At 34.0% G+C, this 23,441-nt stretch carries 21 protein-coding genes and 1 pseudogene; 8 read left to right on the top strand and 14 right to left on the bottom strand.

The genetic code is table 11. The annotated features are described in order from the left end of the window. Genes ACNMOQ_RS02215 through allC form a run of 6 tightly spaced genes read right to left on the bottom strand, consistent with a single transcriptional unit; the run spans window position 1 to window position 7,194 of the window. On the bottom strand, window positions 1-1,260 hold the full coding sequence (locus ACNMOQ_RS02215) for a YlbE family protein (RefSeq protein ID WP_016999007.1): 1,260 nt from the start codon (window positions 1,258-1,260) through the stop codon (window positions 1-3). Continuing rightward, a complete protein-coding gene (locus tag ACNMOQ_RS02210) occupies window positions 1,260-3,011 on the bottom strand; it encodes an acyl-CoA synthetase FdrA (protein WP_416350211.1) in 1,752 nt (583 codons plus the stop codon). Before ACNMOQ_RS02210 ends, ACNMOQ_RS02215 begins: the two co-directional genes overlap by 1 nt. 16 nt (window positions 3,012-3,027) lie before the next feature. Further along, window positions 3,028-4,077 carry an ureidoglycolate dehydrogenase gene (gene allD, locus ACNMOQ_RS02205; RefSeq protein ID WP_016999005.1) on the bottom strand — a complete coding sequence of 350 codons (1,050 nt, stop codon included), beginning with the start codon at window positions 4,075-4,077 and terminating at the stop codon, window positions 3,028-3,030. Between the two features lie 23 nt (window positions 4,078-4,100). Continuing rightward, window positions 4,101-5,132 (bottom strand): ureidoglycolate dehydrogenase, encoded by a 1,032-nt coding sequence (allD, locus tag ACNMOQ_RS02200; protein ID WP_016999004.1) that lies wholly within the window; start codon window positions 5,130-5,132, stop codon window positions 4,101-4,103. Window positions 5,133-5,147: 15 nt separating this feature from the next. After that, window positions 5,148-5,936 carry a (S)-ureidoglycine aminohydrolase gene (gene allE, locus ACNMOQ_RS02195; protein WP_016999003.1) on the bottom strand — a complete coding sequence of 263 codons (789 nt, stop codon included), beginning with the start codon at window positions 5,934-5,936 and terminating at the stop codon, window positions 5,148-5,150. Between the two features lie 28 nt (window positions 5,937-5,964). Next, on the bottom strand, window positions 5,965-7,194 hold the full coding sequence (allC, locus tag ACNMOQ_RS02190; RefSeq protein WP_016999002.1) for an allantoate deiminase: 1,230 nt from the start codon (window positions 7,192-7,194) through the stop codon (window positions 5,965-5,967). Between the two features lie 174 nt (window positions 7,195-7,368). On the opposite strand from allC, the gene ACNMOQ_RS02185 reads away from it, so the two are divergent. Continuing rightward, window positions 7,369-8,190 (top strand): alpha/beta hydrolase, encoded by an 822-nt coding sequence (locus tag ACNMOQ_RS02185; RefSeq protein WP_416350210.1) that lies wholly within the window; start codon window positions 7,369-7,371, stop codon window positions 8,188-8,190. Between the two features lie 8 nt (window positions 8,191-8,198). Then, on the top strand, window positions 8,199-9,431 hold the full coding sequence (locus ACNMOQ_RS02180) for a M20 family metallo-hydrolase (protein ID WP_016999000.1): 1,233 nt from the start codon (window positions 8,199-8,201) through the stop codon (window positions 9,429-9,431). Window positions 9,432-9,999: 568 nt separating this feature from the next. Here the strand turns inward: ACNMOQ_RS02180 and allB are convergent. Further along, window positions 10,000-11,361 (bottom strand): allantoinase AllB, encoded by a 1,362-nt coding sequence (gene allB, locus ACNMOQ_RS02175; RefSeq protein ID WP_135022221.1) that lies wholly within the window; start codon window positions 11,359-11,361, stop codon window positions 10,000-10,002. A 2-nt stretch (window positions 11,362-11,363) separates the two neighbouring features. Then, a complete protein-coding gene (gene allW, locus ACNMOQ_RS02170; RefSeq protein ID WP_135022220.1) occupies window positions 11,364-12,824 on the bottom strand; it encodes an allantoin permease in 1,461 nt (486 codons plus the stop codon). Between the two features lie 147 nt (window positions 12,825-12,971). On the opposite strand from allW, the gene ACNMOQ_RS02165 reads away from it, so the two are divergent. Next, window positions 12,972-14,579 carry a PucR family transcriptional regulator gene (locus tag ACNMOQ_RS02165; RefSeq protein ID WP_070045061.1) on the top strand — a complete coding sequence of 536 codons (1,608 nt, stop codon included), beginning with the start codon at window positions 12,972-12,974 and terminating at the stop codon, window positions 14,577-14,579. A gap of 86 nt (window positions 14,580-14,665) precedes the next feature. Here the strand turns inward: ACNMOQ_RS02165 and pruA are convergent, their stop codons facing one another. The 4 genes from pruA to ACNMOQ_RS02145 form a co-directional block, all read right to left on the bottom strand. After that, window positions 14,666-16,216: an L-glutamate gamma-semialdehyde dehydrogenase gene (gene pruA / locus ACNMOQ_RS02160; protein ID WP_016998996.1), complete on the bottom strand. Its 1,551-nt coding sequence runs from the start codon at window positions 16,214-16,216 to the stop codon at window positions 14,666-14,668. Window positions 16,217-16,457: 241 nt separating this feature from the next. Further along, a complete protein-coding gene (locus ACNMOQ_RS02155) occupies window positions 16,458-16,967 on the bottom strand; it encodes a thioredoxin domain-containing protein (protein WP_070045059.1) in 510 nt (169 codons plus the stop codon). A 175-nt stretch (window positions 16,968-17,142) separates the two neighbouring features. Further along, window positions 17,143-17,343: a cold-shock protein gene (locus tag ACNMOQ_RS02150; RefSeq protein ID WP_016998994.1), complete on the bottom strand. Its 201-nt coding sequence runs from the start codon at window positions 17,341-17,343 to the stop codon at window positions 17,143-17,145. 193 nt (window positions 17,344-17,536) lie between these two features. After that, window positions 17,537-18,223 carry a 2,3-diphosphoglycerate-dependent phosphoglycerate mutase gene (locus ACNMOQ_RS02145; RefSeq protein WP_016998993.1) on the bottom strand — a complete coding sequence of 229 codons (687 nt, stop codon included), beginning with the start codon at window positions 18,221-18,223 and terminating at the stop codon, window positions 17,537-17,539. Window positions 18,224-18,412: 189 nt separating this feature from the next. Between ACNMOQ_RS02145 and ACNMOQ_RS02140 the strand changes: the two genes are divergently transcribed. Beyond that, complete coding sequence (locus ACNMOQ_RS02140) at window positions 18,413-18,799, top strand: CidA/LrgA family protein (RefSeq protein WP_416350209.1); 387 nt, start codon at window positions 18,413-18,415, stop codon at window positions 18,797-18,799. Further along, on the top strand, window positions 18,796-19,479 hold the full coding sequence (locus ACNMOQ_RS02135) for an LrgB family protein (protein ID WP_064205325.1): 684 nt from the start codon (window positions 18,796-18,798) through the stop codon (window positions 19,477-19,479). Before ACNMOQ_RS02140 ends, ACNMOQ_RS02135 begins: the two co-directional genes overlap by 4 nt. A gap of 228 nt (window positions 19,480-19,707) precedes the next feature. Here ACNMOQ_RS02135 and hxlB read toward each other — a convergent pair whose 3' ends face one another. Both hxlB and hxlA read right to left on the bottom strand, forming a co-directional pair. Next, the gene (hxlB, locus tag ACNMOQ_RS02130; RefSeq protein ID WP_218688757.1) at window positions 19,708-20,259 is read right to left on the bottom strand and encodes a 6-phospho-3-hexuloisomerase; all 552 of its coding nucleotides are present in this window, start codon (window positions 20,257-20,259) and stop codon (window positions 19,708-19,710) included. Then, window positions 20,234-20,881: a 3-hexulose-6-phosphate synthase gene (gene hxlA / locus ACNMOQ_RS02125; RefSeq protein WP_016998989.1), complete on the bottom strand. Its 648-nt coding sequence runs from the start codon at window positions 20,879-20,881 to the stop codon at window positions 20,234-20,236. Before hxlA ends, hxlB begins: the two co-directional genes overlap by 26 nt. Window positions 20,882-20,993: 112 nt before the next feature. Between hxlA and ACNMOQ_RS02120 the strand changes: the two genes are divergently transcribed. The 3 genes and pseudogenes from ACNMOQ_RS02120 to ACNMOQ_RS02110 all read left to right on the top strand — a co-directional run bounded on the left by ACNMOQ_RS02120 (window position 20,994) and on the right by ACNMOQ_RS02110 (window position 23,420). After that, window positions 20,994-21,350 (top strand): winged helix-turn-helix transcriptional regulator, encoded by a 357-nt coding sequence (locus tag ACNMOQ_RS02120; protein ID WP_064211761.1) that lies wholly within the window; start codon window positions 20,994-20,996, stop codon window positions 21,348-21,350. Window positions 21,351-21,408: 58 nt separating this feature from the next. Continuing rightward, window positions 21,409-21,963, top strand: a complete 555-nt coding sequence (locus ACNMOQ_RS02115; protein WP_416350208.1) for a DUF4256 domain-containing protein — start codon at window positions 21,409-21,411, stop codon at window positions 21,961-21,963. Window positions 21,964-22,218: 255 nt separating this feature from the next. After that, window positions 22,219-23,420, top strand: a pseudogene (locus ACNMOQ_RS02110) (IS110 family RNA-guided transposase). The last annotated feature ends 21 nt before the right edge of the window (window positions 23,421-23,441 follow it).

Genomic DNA, 23,441 nt, shown 5'->3' with positions numbered 1-23,441 from the left:
TTAGAATCCTAATTTCTCAGCATAAGCTGTAATTGCTTTTTCGAAACATTCGATTGGAGGATGTACAGTACCCGCTCCAATTTGTCCAAAGCCTGCTACTTTATGTGCAATACCAGTATTAATAACTGGAGTAATGCCTGTTTCTACTACTTTTCTAGCATCAATTCCTAATACAGCCCCTTTGAAATTCCAAGTTGGAATAGCAAAGTTAGGATTTTCACCAATAGTGATTTCTGTCATTTCATTACTTGTTTGTAATGCATCATCAAAGCCGCCTGTGCCTACAAAGCGTGTCACTGCAGGAGCAGCAATCATTGCCATGCCTCCTACACCTATTGTTTCTGTAATTGCAGAGTCTCCCATATCTGGGTTTGCATCGTCTGCTGAGTAACCAGTGAAATACAGTCCTTGTGGTGTGTTTACTGGCCCAGTGAACCATTCGTCTCCCATACCAGCGATACGGATACCGAATTGATTACCGTTACGTGTCATAGCTGTAACTACTGTACCAGATTGAATAGTTCTTGCTGCATCCATCATTGCTTTACCAGTTGCCATAGCAACGTTCAAGAAGAATTGGTCTGTATCAGATAAGAACTGTATTACTTCTGTACGTTTTTCGTTATCAATGTGGTCTAATGAAGATATAACTGGTGCTATATCACGTAAGAATGCGTATGAAGAAGCAATATTACGTTGGTGGAATTCGTCACCCATAGCGATAGCTTTTGCGATAAGCACGTTTACGTTCATGCCATCTTCTAGTGAACGAATTGCTTCACCTAATACAGGACCAAGTACATCTTTCATCCAATGTAGACGATTAATAACTTGTTCATTGTATGCACCGAAACGCATAACCGCACCGATACCTTCGTTCATTTGGCAATATGCTTCGTTACCATTTTCTCTGTTTTCTACAACAAGTACTGGCATGTTCATTGAAGTAATACCGCCCATTGGACCCACCGCGTTTACGTGGTGACATGGTATCAATGTAATTTCATCATTTTCTAACATTTTTCTAGCAGTTGCTTCGTCATCAGCCCATTCTTCAAAAAGAATCGCACCGACACATGCACCTTGCATTGGATCTGTCATATCGTCATATGTCATTGGAGGCCCTGCATGTAAAAGAACATTCTCTTTTAATTCTGGAATTTTAGTTTTTGCTGGGACTACATCTACTAAGAACGGTGCAGCAGCAACCATTTTATCTATAACGGCTTGATTGGCTTCATCAATTGTTTTAAATCCCATTATACTGACTCTCCTTCATAATTATTTAAAAATTGTAAGACTTTCATTAATTTTTCATTTCCACCTGCTATTGGACGCCAGTTAAATTGAACAACTTCTGATCCACTGTTTTCAACCGCTTCAGAGAAACTTTTCAGTCCTATGTTAATAACACTTGGTTTCATATTGATAAGGTTCATAATTTTTTCATCAACTGTTAAATCAACTTTAGTTGCTTCAAATGTTTGAACTTGTAATTCAGGTTGTTCTACTTTTCCACCTACTAATTCAATAGCTGTACGAACCATTTGATCGTTTGTATCACAAATAATTGCACCAGCTTCACGTAATGTTTCTTGTTGTTGTTCATAACCTTGATGATCATGTTCAGTACCAACTACAGTAGCTAAGATTGCAATATCTCTACCTTCTGATTGAACTTTAGATTTAATACTTGAGATTGTTGGTGCTAATTCATTTGCCATATCATCATGGCTACCATATCCAATTACGTTATCAAGCATAATGACAGCAGTTGTTTCTTGATCTGCAGATTTTTCTAACATTTCGATACGTTTCCCAGGATCAATCATTGGGTGTGGTCTACCTTGAGTATACATATCATCACCTAAGTCGATTACTTCGTGATTATTTGCTTTCAAAGTAAATCCTTCAGCTTCTTCACTTTCAACGTTTAAAGCATCTTTAACTAACATTGCTGCTTCAGAAGCTAAAGTACCGCCTGAATAATAACCTTTAATACCAGTTTGATTATCTTTTAGTTCAACATTAATATCTTTAAGTGTTGAAGCTGCAAAGTTCGGTTCTTCGCCGTTAGATAACTGTACAGAAACACGAGCTGCTTCTTCTAATGTGTATGCATGATGAATATTTTTCTCAGTAAATTCTGGTTTATGACCTAAGAATAGTGTTACAACTGGTTTTTCAATATTACGTAAAAGATTTAATACTTTTTCTTCTACTTCTTTAGCTGGGGGCTTAGAAATTACAGTTATCACTTTTACTTTAGGATCTTGGTTTAAAGCTTTGATTGAATCTAACATTGTAACCGCACCAACTTCTGTTGATAAATCACGGCCACCTGTACCGATTGCGTTTGTAACACCTTTGCCTTCACGGTCAATAATTGTTGTAACTTCTTGGATACCAGTACCAGATGCTCCTACAACACCAATGTCGCCTTCGTTCACGATGTTTGTAAATGCTAAAGGTACACTATGAATAATACCTGTACCACAGTCTGGTCCCATAACCATTAAACCTTTTTCATTAGCTTTTTGTTTCAACGCTACTTCGTCTTCTTTAGCAACGTTGTCACTAAACATGAAGACGTGTAAGCCATTGTTTAAAGCGTTATCTGCTTCCATAGCAGCATACTGACCAGGTATAGAAATCATTGCTAAGTTAGGATTATTTGCTAAATCTAAAGCTTGGTTCCAATTTGAAGCTTCTTTATTATTTGATGCTTCTTCCTTTTCACTATTGCCTTTTAATTCTTCATCTACTGCTTTACTTACTTCTTCTACTTTTTCTTCATCTTCTGTATCAACAACGATAGCAATATCGTTTGGCTTAGCATCTTCTAATTCTTCTGTTCCTAAACCTGATGATTTAAATATATCTTTATTTGCTGGTGTTCCCATCATTATTGAAACTTTATTCACACCGTCAATTGCTGATAATTTATTTGATAATAACATTAATACAATTGAATCTTGGTATGTGTTTTCTTTAATAATTGTATATAACATTTTCTTCCTCCAATTATTATTCGGCAAATCTATTTTTGCCGTGATATCTATCGTAATGTACGTCTTCAGATATTAGATAATTATAAATATCGTCTACTATCTCTATGCCTTCTTCGTCATACTTTTCACTTCTTAATTTGCCGCGTTCACCTGGATAATATATTTCTCCATATCCTTCAGCTGCCGGTTGCTCTTTTAGTTCATCGAGCATAGTCGTGATTTGCTTTTTAAATTGATTTAAATCTGTAAAATAAGAAGGATTAATAACAATGTGTAATTGTCCTAAGTCTCTTCCTTTAGTTAAATCTTGATACATAGATGAAACATGTATACCGTGTGGCACACCTAACAAGCTTCCAGAAAGGATATCAACCATCATCATAAGTCCGTAGCCTTTTGGACCTGCAACAGGTACTAAAGCATGTACATCTCTTGAATCAGTTGTTGGCTCACCTTTGTCGTTTACTGCCCAAGTATCAGGAATAGATTCGTTTTTACTGCGCGCATCTAATACTTTCCCCCAAGCTTGTACAGTCGTTGCCATATCAAAAGTAATAATACGATCATCATTTGATGGTGCACTAAATGCAATTGGATTTGTTCCGAAATATGGCTCAGTTCCGCCAAAAGGTACTACCATTGGGTCAGATTGACACATGCTTATCGCTACCATGTCTTCTTTAGCTGCCATTTCAACAAAGTAGCCTAGTGCGCCGCTATGAGAAATATTTTTAACACCTACTACTGCAACGCCATTATCTCGAGCCATCTCTATCGCTTCTTCCATAGCTTGCTTTGCAGCTTGATGTCCAGGACCGTTATCACCATCAAATGTGGCAGTTGCTGGTCCAGTCTTTTCAAATGTATAGTCTGGATCAGCCGTTATACCTCCTTTAGCTATTCTTTCTGCATAATATTCAACACGTACTGCGCCATGTGAATGAATACCACGATGGTCAGCAAATGTTAAAACATCTGAAACATCAGACGCTGCTTCTTCGTTTAAACCAGCTTTAATTAATTTTTGTTTCATAAGATTGAATAGTTCTTGTTTTGAAAGACGCATAACGCCACCTCTTCTCCTTTGGATTAATAAACGCGATCTGAAATTAAATATTCGTATATTTCTTCTGCTACTGGAATACCAGTTTCTTGGTATTTTTTAATAACATCTTCTTGAATTTCACCTGGATAATAAACTTTGTCATATCCTTTTGCTGGCGGTACTGCATGTAACTCTTCCACCATTTGTGAAATCTGTTCTAAAAATCTTTCTTCGTCACCAAAATAAGCAGGATTAATAACAATGTGTAACTGACCTAATCTACGATATTCTGTTAAGTCTTTATACATTGAAGTAACATGTTTACCAAACGGTAATCCTAATAAACTACCTGATAAAATATCAACCATCATCATTAGTCCGTAACCTTTTGGACCAGCTACTGGTAATAAAGCGCTTACTTCATGTGGGTCAGTTGTTGGTTCACCTTTGTCATCTACAGCCCAAGTATCAGGAATAGATTTATGTTTACTACGTGCATCTAATATTTTGCCCCAAGCTTGAACAGTTGTTGCCATATCAAATAATATTGGTGAAGCATCTTTTCTTGGTGCGCTAAACGCTATTGGATTTGTACCAAAATACGGTTCAGTTCCACCAAAAGGTACTACCATCGGATCTGATTGACATACAGTTAAAGCAACCATACCTTGTTCAGCTGCTTGTTTAGCAAAATAACCAATTGCACCACTGTGACCCATTTCTTTAACACCAACGATACCAATACCTGATGTTTTTGCTAATTTCACTGCTTCTTCCATTGCTTCATATGCAACATAATGCCCTAAAGCGTTGTCGCCATGATAAATACCAGAAGCAGGACCTGTTTGTTCAAAATTTAAATCTGGTGATAATTTGTATCCGCCTTTTGTAATACGTTCTGAATAATATTGCATTCTCACGGTTCCGTGAGAATGCACACCTCTTTCATCAGCAAATATTAATAGATCCGCGGATTTGTCAGCTTGAGTTTCTGGTAAGCCTGCTTTTATTAATTTATCTTTCATAAGTTGACGTAATTTATTACGTTCAACATATACTAAAGCCTCTTCCGTCATTGCCGATTATCTCCTTTATATTTCGATGTCTCTATTTGCATCTTTAGAATAAATATAAGCGAATGGCTCATCTAAACCTACAGCATAAGTAGCTTGTGGTGAATATGCACCCATGAAGATATAGTCGCCTTTATCAACTGGTAACCAGTCATTGTCTAGGTTATACATACCTCTACCACTTAATACATAAGCACCATGTTCTTGTACGTGTGTCTCAATGTAACCGTGAGAAGCGCCAGGTTTGAATGACAAGATATGAATGTTCATGTCGTATGCAATTTCTTTAGGTAGTAAGTCTTGAACAAGTACTTCTTCCATACCTTCATACGCTTCTTGTTTTAAATCATTTACGTTATCTGTAACAACTTCTGGTGTATGGCCTTCGATTGGTTGGTAACGTTTTTTGTATAAGAATACACGGCTGTCTTCGCCATTGTTATTGTTTTCAAATGTAAGTTCTAAGTGAGGTGGTACATATAAATAGCCGCCTTCATTTAATTGATATTGTTTGCCATCTGCATAAGCATTAATTTTTCCGTAAACAACATAGATAAATGTTTGAACACCATTTCCACCAAAGCCTTCTTTATTTCCGCCTTGATTCTTCAATGTAACTAAGTAGTCAACGAAACGTGCACCTAATCTTGGTGAACCTAAAATTGTAATATCGCAATCTTCAAAGCCAGGTACAACGTTATTTACTAAACCGTCTGGCGTAATTACCGCATAATTGTCTTTCTTAATTACTGAACGTGTCTCTAATAAACCTTCTCTGTATCCTTGATTATGATTTAAATATCCCATTATAAAATGCTCCTTTATTTTTATATTTTTATTCTTTATAAGCTAATTCATAAAGTGTTTCTTTTAATACTTCGATTCCTTTAACAAGATCTTCGATATTTGTTTCTTCTTTGACGTTATGACTAATACCATCAATAGATGGAACAAATAACATTGCTGTTGGTACATATTTCGCAAATATTTGTGAATCGTGACCAGCTCCTGATGGCATAACTTTATATTGATCGCCAACTTTTTTCTGAGCTGATGACTCAATGACTTTAACAATTGATTCATCCATTAATGTTGGTTCTTCATCCATCCAACGATCGATATCACATGTTATACCATCTTCATCACAAATAGTTTGAATAGTTGTTTCAATTTCATTTGCAAATTGATCCAATGCTTCTTGGTCAATATGTCTGCAATCAATTGAGAATGTTACTTCACCAGGCACTACATTTACAGTGTTTGGAACTGGCGTAACATGGCCAAATGTTAAAACTAACGGATCCCCTATTGATACTGCTTTTTCCGTTAATTGAGTTGCAATTTTACTAAAAGCAACTACCGTATCTTTTCTTAATCCCATCGGAGTCGTTCCAGCATGGTTTGCTTCACCTTTTAGGTTAACTGTATAACGTTTTTGACCAACAATACCATTTACAACTCCAATTGATTTGCCTTCAGCTTCAAGAACTTTTCCTTGTTCAATATGCATTTCAACAAAAGCCTTGATGTCATCTCTGACTGTATCGTTTTGTCTAAAACCAAATCCTGCATCACGCATAGCATCGACAAATTTTATACCCTCTGCATCTTCAATATCTTTAACATCTGCATTGTCAGCTAAATTAAAGAAGTTCTTACTTCCCCAGAAAGCATAAGGGAAACGACTGCCTTCTTCTTCAGCTAAAGATAAAACCTCTAATGATCGCAGTGGTGCACCAAATTCTTCTTTTAAAGATTGGATGGCAACTAATGCTGACAATATTCCGAATTGCCCATCTAAATGTCCACCTTCTGCCACTGTGTCAATGTGTGACCCTGATACGATAACTTCGTTAGGATATTTAGTGCCTTGCAGTCTACCAGTTAAATTCCCAACATCATCAAATTGTGCATCTAATCCAATTTCTTTAAATGCTGTTTCTAATTGTGTTACCGCTTCTTTCCATTCTTTTGAATAAAGCAAGCGCGTAATGCCGCCTTGTTCTAATCCACCAAAACTGGTGAATTGCTTGTCTAATGCTTCAAAAGACGATTTTATATCCATACAACACAACTCCTTTGTTCGTTCTCTTTCATTATAAGATTTATTTTTTGTCAGTTCATCTACATTTCACACAAGAAACTAATAGCTTTTTATGCATAATCAACAAATACTATTTTCTCTTTACTTGAGATAATATAGTTAGAGAAATATACATTTTTAAGGAAGTGATTAAATATGTCTCATATAATAGAGACAGTGAAGGCTCAAGACGGCTTTTTATTAAACATGAAAATATTGTCATCAAAAGATTCAAAAGCTTTAGGTAGTATCGTTTATTATCATGGCGGTGGTTTTTTATCCGGAGAACCTGATGACTTACCTAAAGAATATTTAAACATTTTAAATCAAAGTTTCAATATTATTATTGCGGACTATCGTTTAGCACCTGAAGTGGATTTAAATTGTATTATCCAGGATGCTTTTGAGGCTTATGATTTCGCGCATAATTACTATAAAGATTTGCCAATTTACGTTTTTGGACGTTCAGCTGGAGGTTACTTGGCATTTCAAGTTGCAGCTCACAAAGAAACTGCAGGTATTATTGATTTTTATGGCTATGCTCGTATTCACGTACCCCAATTTTTAAGATCTCATGCTCAATATAAAAAATTAACCGAAAGTATTACGCCTGATTTAATCAACAGTATGATACATTCTAAACCTATTACATCAATTCCAATACAAGAACGATATATTTTATATTTATACGCTCGTGGTAATGGAAATTGGTTTAAATATTTAGGTGTAGAACATTCAACTGATTCAAAATTTAATTTACAACCAAACCAATTAAAAAAATTACCACCTACATTTATTGTACATGGTAAACACGACCCAGATGTTCCTAGTAGTGAAAGCAACTTTGTTGAACAAAACATACCAGTGACTGAAAAGGTTATCGTACAAACTGAGGAACATGATTTTGACCGTACCCCTACATCTTATACTGAATCAATTTATGAAAAAGCTGTTGAATTTTTGAAAAATATAAAGTGAGGTTCGAAATGAATATTAAAAGAGTTTTATCTACTTTAGAAACATTTAATCAATATGGTCGCAATGATGATACAGGCGGTATAAACCGAATTGCTTTTACACATCAAGAAAGATTATCTGCGCTCAAGTTTTCAATGTTATGCCAACAAGAAGGTATGAATGTTTATTTTGATTTTATGGGAAATGTAATTGCACGACGAAGCGGTAAATATAATGACTTGCCAGCAGTCGTAATCGGTTCTCATATAGATACAGTCATTGAAGGTGGTGAATACGATGGACTACTTGGTGTTGTTGCAGCATTAGAGGTTGTTAGACATTTAAACGACTATAATATTGAAACTGATCATCCAATAGAAATTGTTGCTTTCACAGTTGAAGAGTCAACGCGATTTAACCAGGCAACACTCGGTAGTAAATATTTTTGTGGATTTCTAACAAAGTCACAAATGGAACAAATTAAAGATAACAACGATGAAACATTATTAAATGTCGTTCAATCACTCAAACAAGATGTCAGTACAACAGTAGTTCCTAGAAAGAATTCAGATATGAAAGCATTTTTAGAATTACACATCGAGCAAGGACCCATTCTACAAAATAAAGAGAAAGATATAGGTATTGTCACACATATCGCCGCACCTCACAGATTTAAATTAAAACTAAAAGGTGTAACAAGTCATTCTGGTTCTACACCGATGCCAATGAGAAAAGATGCTTTAACAACAGCTTCAGAAATCATATTAAATATAGAGAAAATTGGTAATCAATTTCATAAAGAAGGCATCGTCACAACAGTCGGCTATACAAAAGTACATCCAAATTCCATGAACGCTATACCCGGTGATGTAACATTGCTTATAGATGTTCGAGGAAAATCAATCGAGCCAAGAAATGAAGTAGTACAAAAAATCAAAACAAGCATAGAAGATGTAACAAATGCACGTGGTATTGAATATACACTTGAAGATTTAGGTCACGATAGCCCTGTGACATTAGATCATCAAATTGCTAAAGAAATAGAAAATGTAGCACAAGACTTAAATATAAGTTATCGCTATATGTTTAGCGGTGCTGGTCATGATGCAATGAACCTTGCAAAAATATGTCCAACAGCTATGATTTTCGTGCCATGTAGAGATGGTATTAGTCACTCACCATTAGAAAGAACAGAACCACAACAAATAGAAAAAGGTATTCAAGTATTGATTGATACCGTTATTGAAATTTCAAAATCATAAATACACATATAAAGCCACGCTGTTAGACGATGAACAGCGTGGCTTTTTTGCAGATTGTTGATGCTTGGATGGTCTTATTGTCACTTCTCATCAAACGTGTCAATAACAGTAGCCTTATTGTCACTTCTCATCAAACGTGTCAATAACAGTAGCCTTATTGTCACTTCTCATCAAACGTGTCAATAACGGTAGTCTTATTGTCATTTCTCATCAAACGTGTCAATAACAGTAGCCTTATTGTCACTTCTTATCAAACGTGTCAATAACGGTAGTCTTATTGTCACTTCTCATCATACGTGTCAATAACGGTAGTCTTATTGCCGCTTTTTATCAAACATGGGAGTTGGACAGAAATCTCATGTTTAAATAGATTTCGTAGTCCCACTCAGCCAGCTACTGCCAATACAAAATATAATCTATGCCCATGATGTTCCAGAGATTAAAAATCTCCTAACTCGTATATTAAACGAATTAGGAGATTTTTTGAGCATGAGGTTTAGGTCTCAAACTCTTTTTGTATATATTAGGAAATTTATAATGAGTTTATAGGTTTATCAACGTTTTATAATTAAATGAATTGACCGATATTTTCGTCAGAAATACCTTTTTCTATGTCATAGATTTCAGTACCACGTAGAATTGTTTTAACTACTTGCGCACCGATAGTTCTACCTACATATGGACTAATTTTATTACGGTAAGCTAAATCTTCAGTTTGTAATGTGTAAGGTGAGTCTTTTTTGATAAATACAAAGTCAGCATCTTTACCTACTGAAATACTACCTTTTGAATCAAGTCCAAAACGTTTTGCTGGGTTTGTCGCAATGATATCAGCAAATTGTTTCAACGACATGTTACGTTTTTGTACACCTTCGTCAAATAACACATCAACGTTATTTTGTACGCCTGCAATACCGCCCCATGCTTCAAAAGCATTGTCAGTATCTTTCAAGTCTGGTGTACATGGTGAGTGGTCTGAAGTTACAAATGAGATATTGCCTTCAAATACATGTTCCCACATACCTTCTAATCTAGATTGTTCGCGGATTGGTGGTGAACATTTCACAACTGGTCCGATTGAATCTAACTCTTCTTTATAGAAGTATAGATAGTGCGTACATGTTTCACATGTGATATCTACACCTTCTTGTTGTGCTTTAACAATTTCTTCTACGCCTTCTTTACAAGCTACATGTACGATGTGTACACGACATCCTGTTTCTTTTGCGAAAAGAATAATTTTACGAATTGGTTCAACTTCTGTAAATACTGGTCTTGAATCAACATATGCGCTTAAAGTAGTTTCGCCATTTTCTTTAGCGATTTCGCCTAAACGATCAGTGATTGTCGCATTTTCAGCATGTACTGATAGTATTTTACCTGTTTTAGCAATTTGTTTCATACCTTCATATAATGAATAGTCATCTACATTCATGAAGTCTCCTTCAATTGAACGATCTCCACATGTAGCTAAGAAACATTTGTAAGCAACAACGCCGTTATCAGATAATTCTTGAATGCCGCCATTTAAATTGTAAGGTACTAAACCGCCGTAGCTTGCAACATCGACAGAAAGTTTACCGTTACCTGCATCAAATTTTTCTTGAATAGATTTATGATCAACAGTTGCTGGAACTTGGTTCAATGGCATTTCAATAAATGAAGTTACGCCACCTTTAGCAGAAGCTCTTGTACCAGTTTCATAGCCTTCCCAACTATCACGATATCCGCCACCTGGTTCAGTAATATGAACGTGTGCATCAACCATACCTGGAGATACAATCAAACCTTTAGCATCTACAACATTATCAGCTTCGCCTAACTCTTTTCCAATAGCTGCTATTTTACCGTCTTTAATACCTACTTCTACTTCTTGTTCGCCATCTTCTAAAATGACTAAACCATTTTTTATAATAGAATCAAATTTCATAACTATGCATCCCTTTCTGTTCTTCTTACAGATTTTAATAACCAATATAGTAGACCAGATGTTAAGAATCCAATAAACCAAGAAAAGTCAGATATAACGCTAAATCCTGGTAAGAATCCTAGTAAACAAATGATAACACCCACTATTGTAGCAACATATGCTGGTAGGTTAACTTTAGGTATTGCTTTTTGTTTAGCTTTTACATCAAAGTACAACTCATCAATATTGATTTTACATTTTGAAACAATGAAAAAGTGTATAACCATAACGCCTGTAACAGGTCCTAGAATAGCACCAATCATATTTAAGAATACAAATATGCTATCTTCGTTCTCCATCATTTTCCATGGCATAATCAATACGCTGACCACACAAGCTATGATAACACCTGTTTTATAATTAACAAATTTCGGGAATAACGCACTTAATTGATAAGCTGCTGGAATAATGTTACTTGTAGCATTAGTTGAAATCGTTGTTAATAATAATACGCCTAGTGCAACCAACACAGCCCAGAAGTTATCCCATTGATTGATAATCGTTAAAATGTTCCATTCTTGATGTCCAATATAAATTGAACCACCTATGATAATCGAAACACTCGCTACAGCAAATAATGTTTGAGCTACAAAAATACCTGCTGTTTGTCCGATAATTTGTGATTTTGTAGATTTAGCATTTTGTGTAAAGTCTGCCACACTTGATCCGGGTCCAGCCCAAACGCCAAGTAATGAGTTAAAGATGAGGAAGAATGCCAACAATGAAGGGTATAATAATCCACTGTTTGACGATAATTCATAATTAACAATATTACCGAATCCGCCGGCAGTATAAATGCCCCAAATCGTCATACCACCAAATACAATATAAATAAGGGGGTTAAGTATTGCAGTGAATTTATTTAGTGTATCTCCACCACCAAAACCAATTGCAAAATTAATTACCCAGAAGATAATAAATGCAATGAAACCTGGTAATGTTATGCCGAGGAAAGTGCCTCCTCCGCCAATCTCGCTAAATCCTGGTATTACTTTATTAATTAAAATTAACAAAGCTTGTGAACCAGCATAAGTTTGCAGTCCAAACCATGCAATTCCGGCTATAACACCACGTAAAATACCTGGTAGTTTAGCACCGATGTCCCCGTAAGTATGTCTTAAATGCATTGCAAAAGGTATTCCAAATTTAGAGCCAGCGTAACCATTCGCTACGAGTAAAGTTGCAATAAAGAATGAACTTAAAACTAATGCAATCATTACTTGTAATGGCGAAAGACCAAGTAGTAAAAATCCACCAACCGCTGTATAATTTGGTATATTGTGAACCGCACCCATCCACAACGTGAAGAAGTTAAATGCAGTTGAATTTCTTTGTTCAGAATTCTTCGGCATGATATCTTTATTATAACCACGTTGCTCGAAAACTTTAGAATCTAGCTGGGTTCCCCTGCTCTGTTCAATCATAGTAGATTCTCCTTTAACTATTTTAAAGAAGATTATTCGTATAACCTTCAGAAGTAATGTTACTATTAACATAAAACGTTTTCATTGTGCGTATTGACATATTTTTTATAGATTTTATTAAAAATGAACAAAAAAGGAGTTAGATTAATGCCAACATTAAGAGAAATATTGGAAGTTCCTAGATTTTCAAACTTAAAATTAATTAATGAAAATGGGGATATAGATAGAAAAGTTGAGGGGTTAGATATCACGGAAGCCCAAGATATTAAACACTTCACTTCACCATATATGTTAATACTGACAACTGCTATGAATTATCAAGAAGACCAAGATGGATTAATACAACTCATCAGTGATTTAAATGAAATTCAAACAGCTGGTCTTGGAATTAAAGTGTCACGTTTCTTAAAATCCATAGATCAAAAAGTTATAGATTATGCAAATTCCATAGAATTCCCTCTGATTGAGATTCCAGAAGCGTGGAATTTAGGAGATATTACACATCATATTTCATCATATATTTCAGATGATGAATCGGAAAAAATGAACTATGCTTTAAATATACAACAAGAATTAAATCATATGTTAATAAAAGGGTACGATGCTAACTTAATGGTCGAAAGATTCAGCAAGTTACTAAAGGTACCAATCATGTTAATTAATCCTTTTGATGATGTTGAAGCGGTTAGTCATCACTATACTCATAACAGACAACTACTAAATGAAAACTTAAAGTATTTTAAGCTTTATAAGTCGACTCAAGACATCAAACAAAATACTAAATCTTCTTTTAATGAAAAGCATGTCATATTTGAGGTACCAGCTTTTAATTACTTTCCATATTATTTAATGGTTTCAAACGTTGATACTTTAAGCTATCCATTTAGTTTATTAACAATAGAACAAGCTGTTACAACGATAAGCTTTGCTATATATAAAAACAGTCGTATTAAAGCTACCGAACAACAAGATGTAAATAGATTTTTTGAATCGCTTATGACTGAAAATACATTATCTATTAAACAGCATCCAGATTTGTTCAAACGTTATAACATCCATTTATCTGATTTCTATCAAATTTTAATTTGTGCAATTGATAGTGAAGATGGCGTAGAAAATAGTGTTTATCTTAATGAACGATATCAAATGACATCTGAATGGTTATCAAATATGTTGCATGATATCGACAACACTATTTCTGTATTTACATTACCAAGTAACTATAGATTTGCAGTATTACTACAAACAAAACATCAATATTACTTGGATTATTGTAAATTCATACAAAATGAATACACAAAGTATTTCCGCGGAAATATCTCTATAGGCGTAGGTAACGCAGTATCAGAGTTTTCACAACTGCCTTCTTCATTTTTCGAAGCTAATGAGGCATACGAAGATGAAGCTGAAAAAGGTGAAAAAGCTTTCTTAAAAGTTTATAAATCAAAAAGTGTCCAAGAACTATTACAACTTATTCCTGAAAGTAAATTAAAACCTTTCATTACTTATACTTTAGGTCCGTTGGCATATCCTAAAAAGACGAAAGATAAAGAATTAAAATATACATTAAAAGTTTATATGGATAATCAATGCGATATCACTAAAACAGCAGATGAAATTTTTATTCATAGAAACACTGTGAAATATAGAATTAAAAAATGTGAAGAAATCATTGGTTACCCGGTTGAAGATCCCGTAAGATCTTTAGATATACGAATCGCTTTATATGCATCAGAACGTATCAGTTTTCATTAATAAAAACCCCCGCTCGTTAAATTATTCATAACGAGCGGGGGTTTTAAAGTTACATTGGATATTTATAATCCACTTACTTTATTATATTAAAATTGTTCTGAAAGAATTTTTTGCTCTAAGAAGTTTAACATGTAGTCTGGGCTACCTGTCTTGGCATCAGTTCCTGACATTTTGAATCCACCGAATGGGTGGTATCCTACTACTGCTGCAGTACAACCTCTATTCAAGTATAAGTTACCTACATCAAAGTCTTCACAAGCTTGTCTCCAATGTTCACGATTATTTGTAATAACTGCGCCTGTTAGACCATAATCTGTATCATTAGCTACTTCTATCATTTCATCAAAGTTTTCACATTTAGTGAAGCCTACGACTGGACCAAAGATTTCTTCTTGCATAATTTGATCGCTAGATTTTAAGCCTGAGAAGATTGTAGGGTTTACGAAGTAACCTTTACTGTCATCAGTTTTACCACCTACTTCAAGCTTACCTTCTTTGCTACCAATTTCGATATAATTTTTAATTTTATCGAATTGTTTTTGGTTGATAACTGGTCCCATATAAACATCTGAACCTTTATCAGTATTACCAATTGATAATTCTTTAGTAAGGTTAACAGCTTTTTCTAGAACTTCATCATAAACTTCTTTATGCACAATTGCGCGAGAACATGCTGAACATTTTTGTCCAGAAAAGCCAAACGCTGAGTCTACTATAGATTGTGCAGCTAAATCTGTATCTACATTATTATCTACAAGAATAGCATCTTTACCGCCCATTTCAGCGATAACACGTTTTAAGAAGTTTTGCCCTTCTTGTATTTTAGCAGCTCTTTCGAAGATTCTCGTACCAGTCGCTCTTGAGCCTGTGAACGTTACGAAATGAGTGTCTTTATGATCTACTAAATGGTCTCCGATTTCTTTCGGGTCACCAGGTACAAAGTTAACTACACCTTTAGGTAAGCCTGCTTCTTCTAACACTTCAATTAATTTATAAGCAATTAATGGTGTGTCCTCAGCTGGTTTAAGCAACACTGTATTACCTGCAATTATAGGTGCAACAGTTGTACCTGTCATTATAGCGAATGGGAAGTTCCAAGGTGGTATTGTAACGCCTGGCCCCATTGGTTTATAGATATACTGGTTATGCTCACCTTCTCTATCAAATACAGGTTTACCGTGAGCAAGTTCCATCATTGAACGTGCATAGTATTCAGTAAAATCAATGCCTTCATTTGTATCACCATCTGCTTCATTCCATGGTTTACCCGCTTCATAAACCATCAGTGCAGAAAATTCATGTTTTCTTCTACGAATAATGGCAGAGACACGAAGCAATAATTCTGCTCTTTCATGAGGCGTCCATTTTCTCCAAGTCTTATATGCTTCTTTAGCCGCTTCCATCGCTTGATCAACTTGCTCTTTAGAAGCTTTTGAAACACGACCTAACACTTGTTGATGATCAGCTGGATTTACAGAATCGTACTTATCATCAGTGAAAATTTTCTCTCCGTTTATTACGAGAGGAATTTCTGTTCCAAATTCAGCTTGAACTTGAATTAATGCATCTTTAAATGCCTGTTGATTCTCTTGATTTGTAAAATCAGTTGCAGGTTCGTTACGAAATTCTACTACCATCCTTCATACCTCCTAAATATAATCAACCCTTTATAAGGTAATAAATACCTCTTATTACTATTGTACTATCGCAAAGTTTTTATATTCAAGTAAAGGGCTTACATTATTGATTCTACCCTATTTAGCACGATTTAAAAACCAATATACATCATTAAAATAAATTATCTTTTTCACCTTGTTAATAAGTGTAATAATACAAAAAATTCAATCGTAAATTAAGATATAAAGTTATAGAATTTGTTTAATTTAATAAGGCTTTTTCTAATTTTTCTTGAATTGTTTCTTGATTATCTTCTACAGGATCAAAATCAAATCTTTCTCCATTAATGAATACTGTCGGTATACCCGTTATATCTCTTTCAAACGTTTCTCTATTAATGGCTAATGATCTATCATCTGCATGTTTTTGTGGCGCTAACCTTAATTCATCTTCCATTTTTCTTTCAATCGTTTCAAAGCTTACTGTCCATTCTTCTTGTGTTTCATATAAATCACGTATATATTTTATCGCTTCATCAGGGTCATCATAATCTAAATGGATGTTCGCTACCGTTCCTTTTAAAAGATGTTGCTTCGTCTTATCAAAATGTTTAACGATATATTTTACGTCTCCATTTTCTATATAAGGTGTTAACACTTCATCTGCAGCAAAAAAGTAATGTTTACAATATGGACACGCAAAATTAATAAAAGCTTCTACTGTAATATTTGCATCTTCTTTACCAAAAGTTAAATGTTGTAATTCTGTCATGATATTACCCCCTTTATGTCGTTAACTTTATTAAATCATTAAATATGTAATATTACCATTATAAAGGGTGATTAACTTTCTTATAAAAACAAAAAAGCATGAAACCATCATAATTGATGATTTCATGCTTTATATTTAGAACGATAACGTCCCAAACAGATCATTAACAGAAATATTAGTTTTTGTTAACGTTAACTGCTTGAGGTCCACGTTGACCTTCTTCGATATCGAAAGTAACTGATGCACCTTCGTCTAATGATTTGTATCCTTCAGTTTGGATTGAAGAGAAATGTACGAAAACGTCGCTTCCGTTTTCTCCTTCGATAAATCCGTAACCTTTTTCTGCGTTAAACCATTTTACTGTACCTTTATTCATATAAAAGTCCTCCTAGTGCTTATGCACAATATATTTGCAATAATCAATCTTCAAACTTAAATGGACTTTCATTAACAATGAATAAAACTACCAATTAATTTAATCTCGAAATATCACTTGTCTATTACTATACGCTACATATTATGAAAAGTAAAGCTTTTTGTTAAATTAAACTTTTATTTCCCTTTTATCTCTATAAATAGTATTTATCAATGACTTTCAATTCATCATCTAATTCATAGATAAGTGGCGCGCCAGTTTTAATTTCTAACTCTGATATTTCATCATCAGGTATATCTTCTAAATATTTAATCAATGCACGCAGTGAATTACCATGGGCTGAAACAAGTGTCGTTTGACCATTAACGAGACTCGTTGAAACATGGTCAATCCAGAACGGAATCACTCTATCTAAAGTGTCTTTTAAACTTTCTGATAGTGGCATTACTCTACGATCTAACATTGCATACCTTCTATCGTTTAAATATTCTTCTTGCAACGCTTTATCAGCTTCAGGTGGTTTTGTATCATAAGAACGTCTCCATATATGTACTTGTTCTTCACCAAATTCTTCTCTTGCTTCGTCTTTATTTTTACCTTGCAAGCCACCATAGTGTCGCTCATTCAAACGCCAAGTTTTATAAACGGGAATCCATAATTGATGAGAGTGTTTCAACAATAAATAAGTTGTTTCAATCGCTCTTGTTAACAATGAAGTATAGACAACATCTATTTCTATTTCTTGTTTTAATAATTTTTCCCCTGACAATTTCGCTTCGTTAAATCCTTGCTCAGATAGTCCTACGTCAGCCCAACCAGTAAACAAGTTTTTCTTATTCCAATCACTTTGTCCATGTCGACATAATATTAATTTTGGCATTTCTCTCACTCCAATTTTTTCTATTAGTTTATTCTATTGAAACACTATTTCTTATTTTTTTAAAATAATAAGATAGACTTAATTTATAAAAATACCATTTTAAAAATAACCAATGCATTCTATAATTGAATGATATATGACAAACACAAAGTACTATATTAAATACTTTTTATAAGGATATGAATAAACATGATTTTAAAGTCCATTAAAGTAATACTTCAATTATGCTTAATATATTTGATTACCTTATGTGGAAATTGGATTCAAGAAACATTACACATACCAGTTGCAGGAAGCATTATAGGCCTAGCTCTCTTTTTCTTATTATTACAATTTAAAATCATCAAGACAGAGTGGATATCTAGTGGTTCCAATTTATTATTAGGTACGATGATTTTCTTTTTCATACCTTCTATAGTTGGTGCTATGGATTTAGCTGAACAATTCAATTCGAAATACATAGCATTAATCATATTAATTATTGCGAGTACATGTATTGTCGCTCTCACTTCAGGTTATGTGGCAGAAAAAATGTTAAAATCCGCTCATAAAAAGGACGGTGACAACATTCAATGATGATTAAAACAATATCAATGATTGTCTTAACTTTACTCATGTACTTACTGGCAATATTCATACAGAAAAAGTTGAAAATAGCGATATTACACCCAGCGCTAGTATCATCAATTGCTATTATTTGCGTACTGCTCATTCTTGGCTATGACTATGATGATTATATGGTTGGAGGACATTGGATTTATGACTTCTTAAACTGTACGGTCGTATGTCTAGCCTACCCTTTATATTTATATCGAGATATGATTGTAAAACATTTCAGAGTAATATTAACGAGTGTACTTGTTGGTATATTAACTAATATTGTATTAGTTTTTACAACCCTTAAAATACTCGGTTATTCAAAAGAAATGATTGCATCATTATTGCCGAGATCAATAACAGCTGCAGTTGGTATCCAAGTTTCAGAACAAATTGGTGGCGTTGATACTTTAACAGTATTATTCATCATGTTAACTGGACTTATCGGCAGTATGCTTGGACATTACTTAGTTAGACTAGCAAATTTTCAAACTTCCATTGCAAAAGGTCTTACATTCGGAAATGCATCACACGCTATAGGAACAGCTAAAATATTAGAAACTGACATTGAATCAGCAGCATTCAGCTCTATCGGAATGATACTAACAGCGCTATTAAGTTCTGTTATATTACCATTATTCATATTGTTTATATATTAAGAAGTAATATAAGAAAAAGAACTTGGTATATAATCTACAATTTTGTTCGTGCATGCTTGCCTAAGGGCATGGTTCAAGCCTGTAGTCTCTCACTCATACTACTCCCTCGGGCTTCAGCACTTTACAAAATCGTGGAACATACTCTCTTCTTATCATTATAAATAATAAGCTACTCTCGCTTATATAACACAAAATCCGAGACAATTGTTATGTCTCGGATTTTTTTACCTATTCTAAATTCGCATGATTATTTTGCATTGTTGTTTCGGATACGTTTATTTCTTTCATTAATTCCATAATGATACTATCTAAAAATATTTGACTGCTTTGTTCAAACAAACTTCCTAACGGTTGTTCAGAGCCTTTTTCGTCATATTTAGTACCTGCTGGTAGTGTAATAACTTCTTTTGATAATTCAGCGATTTTTGACTCGCTTTGAGTTGATATTAAGATAATGTTTGCTTTAGCTTGGTTTGCTATTTTAGATAAAAGTTGTAAATGCGCTGTTTTACCTGATCCAGAAACAATTAATAAGAGATCATCTTCTTGAATAGATGGTGTTGTTGTCTCTCCTACAACATAGCTACGTTTACCTAATTGGTTTAAACGCATTGCAAAACTATTCGCAACAAATGAAGAGCGTCCTTTTGCTGCAACAAAGATTGCATTCGCTTTTAAGATTTCGTCTAAAAACTTTATATTCTTTTGCTCATCCACTTTATTGAGTGTATGTTCAATTTCACTAAGAATCAGTTTATATTGTGACATCTTGTTTGCCATCCACAATATTTCTACACGTTTTAGCTGCTTCTACAGGATCTTCAGCATTAGCAATTCCGCCACCTACGATAACTAAATCTGGGCCTTCATCTACAACTGATTGAATCGTTTCTGGTTTTATACCACCTGCTACCGCAAGTTTAGAGTTTTTAATAACTGATTTAACAGTACGTAAACTCTCTAATGGAGATACACCTTCTGCTTGTAAATCGTAACCTGTATGAACAGCGATATAGTCAGCGCCTAATTCGTCTAGTTCTTTCGCACGTTTTTCTAGATCTTGGACAGCAATCATATCAACTAACAGTTCTTTGCCACTTTTATGAGCTTCTTCGATTGCAGCTTTAATAGAAGCATCTTCAGCAACTCCTAAAATCGTTACAATATCAGCACCATATTTGACTGCTTGGCTTACTTCATAACCAGCTGCGTCCATAATTTTTAAATCTGCTAATACTTGTGCTTTTTTAACAGATTGGCTCATTAATTCAACTGCACCTAACCCTTCATTAATAACAATTGGTGTACCGATTTCTACAACATCTACATATTCTTCGACTTGTTGAGCTAATTTAGCTGCTTCTTCTTTATTTAATAAATCTATCGCTAATTGTAATTTCATATTTTGTTTATCTCCTTAATATATATTAACTTGCACTTACAATCATGATACAATGGTTAAAAATATGCAATACTGACAAATATGTCACTTAGTGAAGAAATGGGGTTATATCATGCTTTTAATTAACTATAAAGAAACAGAATATTATAATTCGAAAGACCTGGCACTATCGGTAATTGGAGGACGTTGGAAGATACCTATCATTTGGCATTTACTTCAAGAATCACCACTTAGATTAAATCAATTAGAAAAAAGATTACCTGATATTAATCAACGAATGCTCATACGACAACTTAGAGAACTAGAAAATGATCACATTGTACATCGAGAAGTTTACCCGGTTGTACCACCTAAAGTAGAGTACAGTTTAACTTCAATAGGAAAAGACTTAGAAGCGGTTGTCAACGGTATTTGTGACTGGGGTGACGAGTATTTGGCGTTTTTAAAAGAAAATCATGAAAACGAATAACATATTACTTTAAATAACATTCGTTTCTGGTAAACTATTACAAAAAGGAGCTATGACTATGTCATCAAACAAACTATCGCAAGAAGAACAACAACAACTTATTACTACTTTAAAAGAAAGATTTGAAAAATTTACAGAAAGACACGAAGGCATTAACTGGTCAGATGTAGAAGAAAGACTACTTAATAATCCCGAACAATTATGGTCACTTAATGAAATGGAACGAACTGAAGGCGAGCCTGATGTTATCGGAGTAGAAGATGGAAAATATCTTTTTGTAGACTGTTCAAAAGAGAGCCCTAAAGGACGTAGAAGTGTTTGTTATGACAGAGAAGCATTAGAATCAAGAAAGAAGCATAAGCCCGAAACAAGCGCTATTGATTTAGTAAATGAAATGAAAGTATCTTTATTAACAGAATCACAATACCGTCATCTTCAAACGTTAGGAGAATTCGATAAGAAATCTTCTAGTTGGATTGAGACGCCAGATAAAATTAGAAATCTGGGAGGCGCACTATTTTGTGACCGCCGCTATGATACAGTATTTACTTATCATAATGGCGCAGAATCATACTATGGAGCAAGAGGATTCAGAAGCATGTTGAGAGTATAAATAAACATACTAAGATTAGCTATGAAGAAATCTATGACGATAGATTTTTTCATAGCTATTTTTTATAGTTATAGAGAGGAGTAGACTGTGCGATCTCTTGGGTTTGAAATCCGTAAAAAAAACTAGTCAGCTTTACTCTCGCCTTTTGAAATTCGATTGTAGTATGTTGGGTTCTTGAAACCGTGTATAGGAAAGTGAAATGAGAAAGGTTCAGTAAAGTTATAACTTCTCAAATTTATTAAGGAGGTTTTATTTATCGATTACTTAGGCATTGATATTAGTAAAAAAGATAGTGTGATTGCACACTATATCGATGAAAAATTCCAAAAGGAATTTACTATTCAAAATAACAAAAATGGTTATAATTATTTATTAAATTATTTGAATCGTGTAAATCAGCCAAAATTAATTTTTGAATCCACAGGTATATATTCAAGAGCTATGGTTCGGTTCTGTCGAGTTAACCAAATTAATTATATTGAGTTGAATCCTTTAGAAGCAAAGTTCAAAACAAGCTCTTTAAGGTCTTGGAAAACAGATCAATCAGACGCACATAAGTTAGCCCAAATAGCACCTTTTTTAAATGATTCCGATAGTTTAAATAATACAAATGATGATATTTACTTTGAATTACGTGAGCGTGCTCGATTTCATCTAGAATTCGAAAATGAACAAAATCGATTGAAAGTTGAAATTATTGAGATACTTCATCAAACATTTCCTGGCTTAGAAAAACTATTTAAAAATCGTTATTCAATGATTGCCTTAAATATCGCTGAAATATTTACTCATCCTGATTTTGTTCAACAGATGATATGGAAAGTATCATTTCTACAATTTTAAAATCTACAGATAAAGGATTATCTCAACGAAAAGCAGAAAGTTATGGAGAAACACTTTTTAAATTAGCGAATGATAGTTACCCTAACGTCAATTCATCTTCGTTCCTAGTTAAAAAAGCACAATTATTAATTCAAAAATTGAAAAAGTCCATTGGACAATTATCACAATTAGATAAAGAAATGATTCAATTAGCTCAAGAACTTGACTGCTTTGAAATTATTTATTCTATACCAGGAATTGGAGATCTAACTGCAGCCATGATAATCGGTGAGCTTGGAGATATATCTCGATTCAAATCAAATAAACAGTTAAATGCTTTTGTAGGAATTGATATCAAACGATATCAATCTGGTGGGACACATTATAGAGATACCATCAATAAACGCGGTAATAAAAAGGCGAGACGCTTATTATTTTTGGTAATAATGAATATTATTCGTGGACAACATCGTTATAATAATCATATTGTAGATTATTACTATAAATTAAGAAAGCAGCCTAATGAGAAATCTCATAAGACTGCTGTTGTCGCATGTATTAATCGACTATTAAAAACATTTCATTATTTAATAATGAAACATAAACTATACGATTACGAAATGTCCCCACATTAAATCGTATAATCACATATAGTC

Origin of the sequence: Mammaliicoccus lentus, from assembly GCF_947036595.1 — a bacterium.
GTDB lineage: Bacteria > Bacillota > Bacilli > Staphylococcales > Staphylococcaceae > Mammaliicoccus > Mammaliicoccus lentus.
Note: the sequence above shows the minus strand (reverse complement) of the source record. Positions and strands in the feature narration are given on the sequence as shown.

Coding starts and splice junctions, on each gene's coding strand:
- ACNMOQ_RS02215 (WP_016999007.1), bottom strand. CDS start 1,260: ATGGGATTTAAAACAATTGATGAAGCCAATCAAGCCGTTATAGATAAA.
- ACNMOQ_RS02210 (WP_416350211.1), bottom strand. CDS start 3,011: ATGTTATATACAATTATTAAAGAAAACACATACCAAGATTCAATTGTA.
- allD (WP_016999005.1), bottom strand. CDS start 4,077: ATGCGTCTTTCAAAACAAGAACTATTCAATCTTATGAAACAAAAATTA.
- allD (WP_016999004.1), bottom strand. CDS start 5,132: ATGACGGAAGAGGCTTTAGTATATGTTGAACGTAATAAATTACGTCAA.
- allE (WP_016999003.1), bottom strand. CDS start 5,936: ATGGGATATTTAAATCATAATCAAGGATACAGAGAAGGTTTATTAGAG.
- allC (WP_016999002.1), bottom strand. CDS start 7,194: ATGGATATAAAATCGTCTTTTGAAGCATTAGACAAGCAATTCACCAGT.
- ACNMOQ_RS02185 (WP_416350210.1), top strand. CDS start 7,369: ATGTCTCATATAATAGAGACAGTGAAGGCTCAAGACGGCTTTTTATTA.
- ACNMOQ_RS02180 (WP_016999000.1), top strand. CDS start 8,199: ATGAATATTAAAAGAGTTTTATCTACTTTAGAAACATTTAATCAATAT.
- allB (WP_135022221.1), bottom strand. CDS start 11,361: ATGAAATTTGATTCTATTATAAAAAATGGTTTAGTCATTTTAGAAGAT.
- allW (WP_135022220.1), bottom strand. CDS start 12,824: ATGATTGAACAGAGCAGGGGAACCCAGCTAGATTCTAAAGTTTTCGAG.
- ACNMOQ_RS02165 (WP_070045061.1), top strand. CDS start 12,972: ATGCCAACATTAAGAGAAATATTGGAAGTTCCTAGATTTTCAAACTTA.
- pruA (WP_016998996.1), bottom strand. CDS start 16,216: ATGGTAGTAGAATTTCGTAACGAACCTGCAACTGATTTTACAAATCAA.
- ACNMOQ_RS02155 (WP_070045059.1), bottom strand. CDS start 16,967: ATGACAGAATTACAACATTTAACTTTTGGTAAAGAAGATGCAAATATT.
- ACNMOQ_RS02150 (WP_016998994.1), bottom strand. CDS start 17,343: ATGAATAAAGGTACAGTAAAATGGTTTAACGCAGAAAAAGGTTACGGA.
- ACNMOQ_RS02145 (WP_016998993.1), bottom strand. CDS start 18,223: ATGCCAAAATTAATATTATGTCGACATGGACAAAGTGATTGGAATAAG.
- ACNMOQ_RS02140 (WP_416350209.1), top strand. CDS start 18,413: ATGATTTTAAAGTCCATTAAAGTAATACTTCAATTATGCTTAATATAT.
- ACNMOQ_RS02135 (WP_064205325.1), top strand. CDS start 18,796: ATGATGATTAAAACAATATCAATGATTGTCTTAACTTTACTCATGTAC.
- hxlB (WP_218688757.1), bottom strand. CDS start 20,259: ATGGCAAACAAGATGTCACAATATAAACTGATTCTTAGTGAAATTGAA.
- hxlA (WP_016998989.1), bottom strand. CDS start 20,881: ATGAAATTACAATTAGCGATAGATTTATTAAATAAAGAAGAAGCAGCT.
- ACNMOQ_RS02120 (WP_064211761.1), top strand. CDS start 20,994: ATGCTTTTAATTAACTATAAAGAAACAGAATATTATAATTCGAAAGAC.
- ACNMOQ_RS02115 (WP_416350208.1), top strand. CDS start 21,409: ATGTCATCAAACAAACTATCGCAAGAAGAACAACAACAACTTATTACT.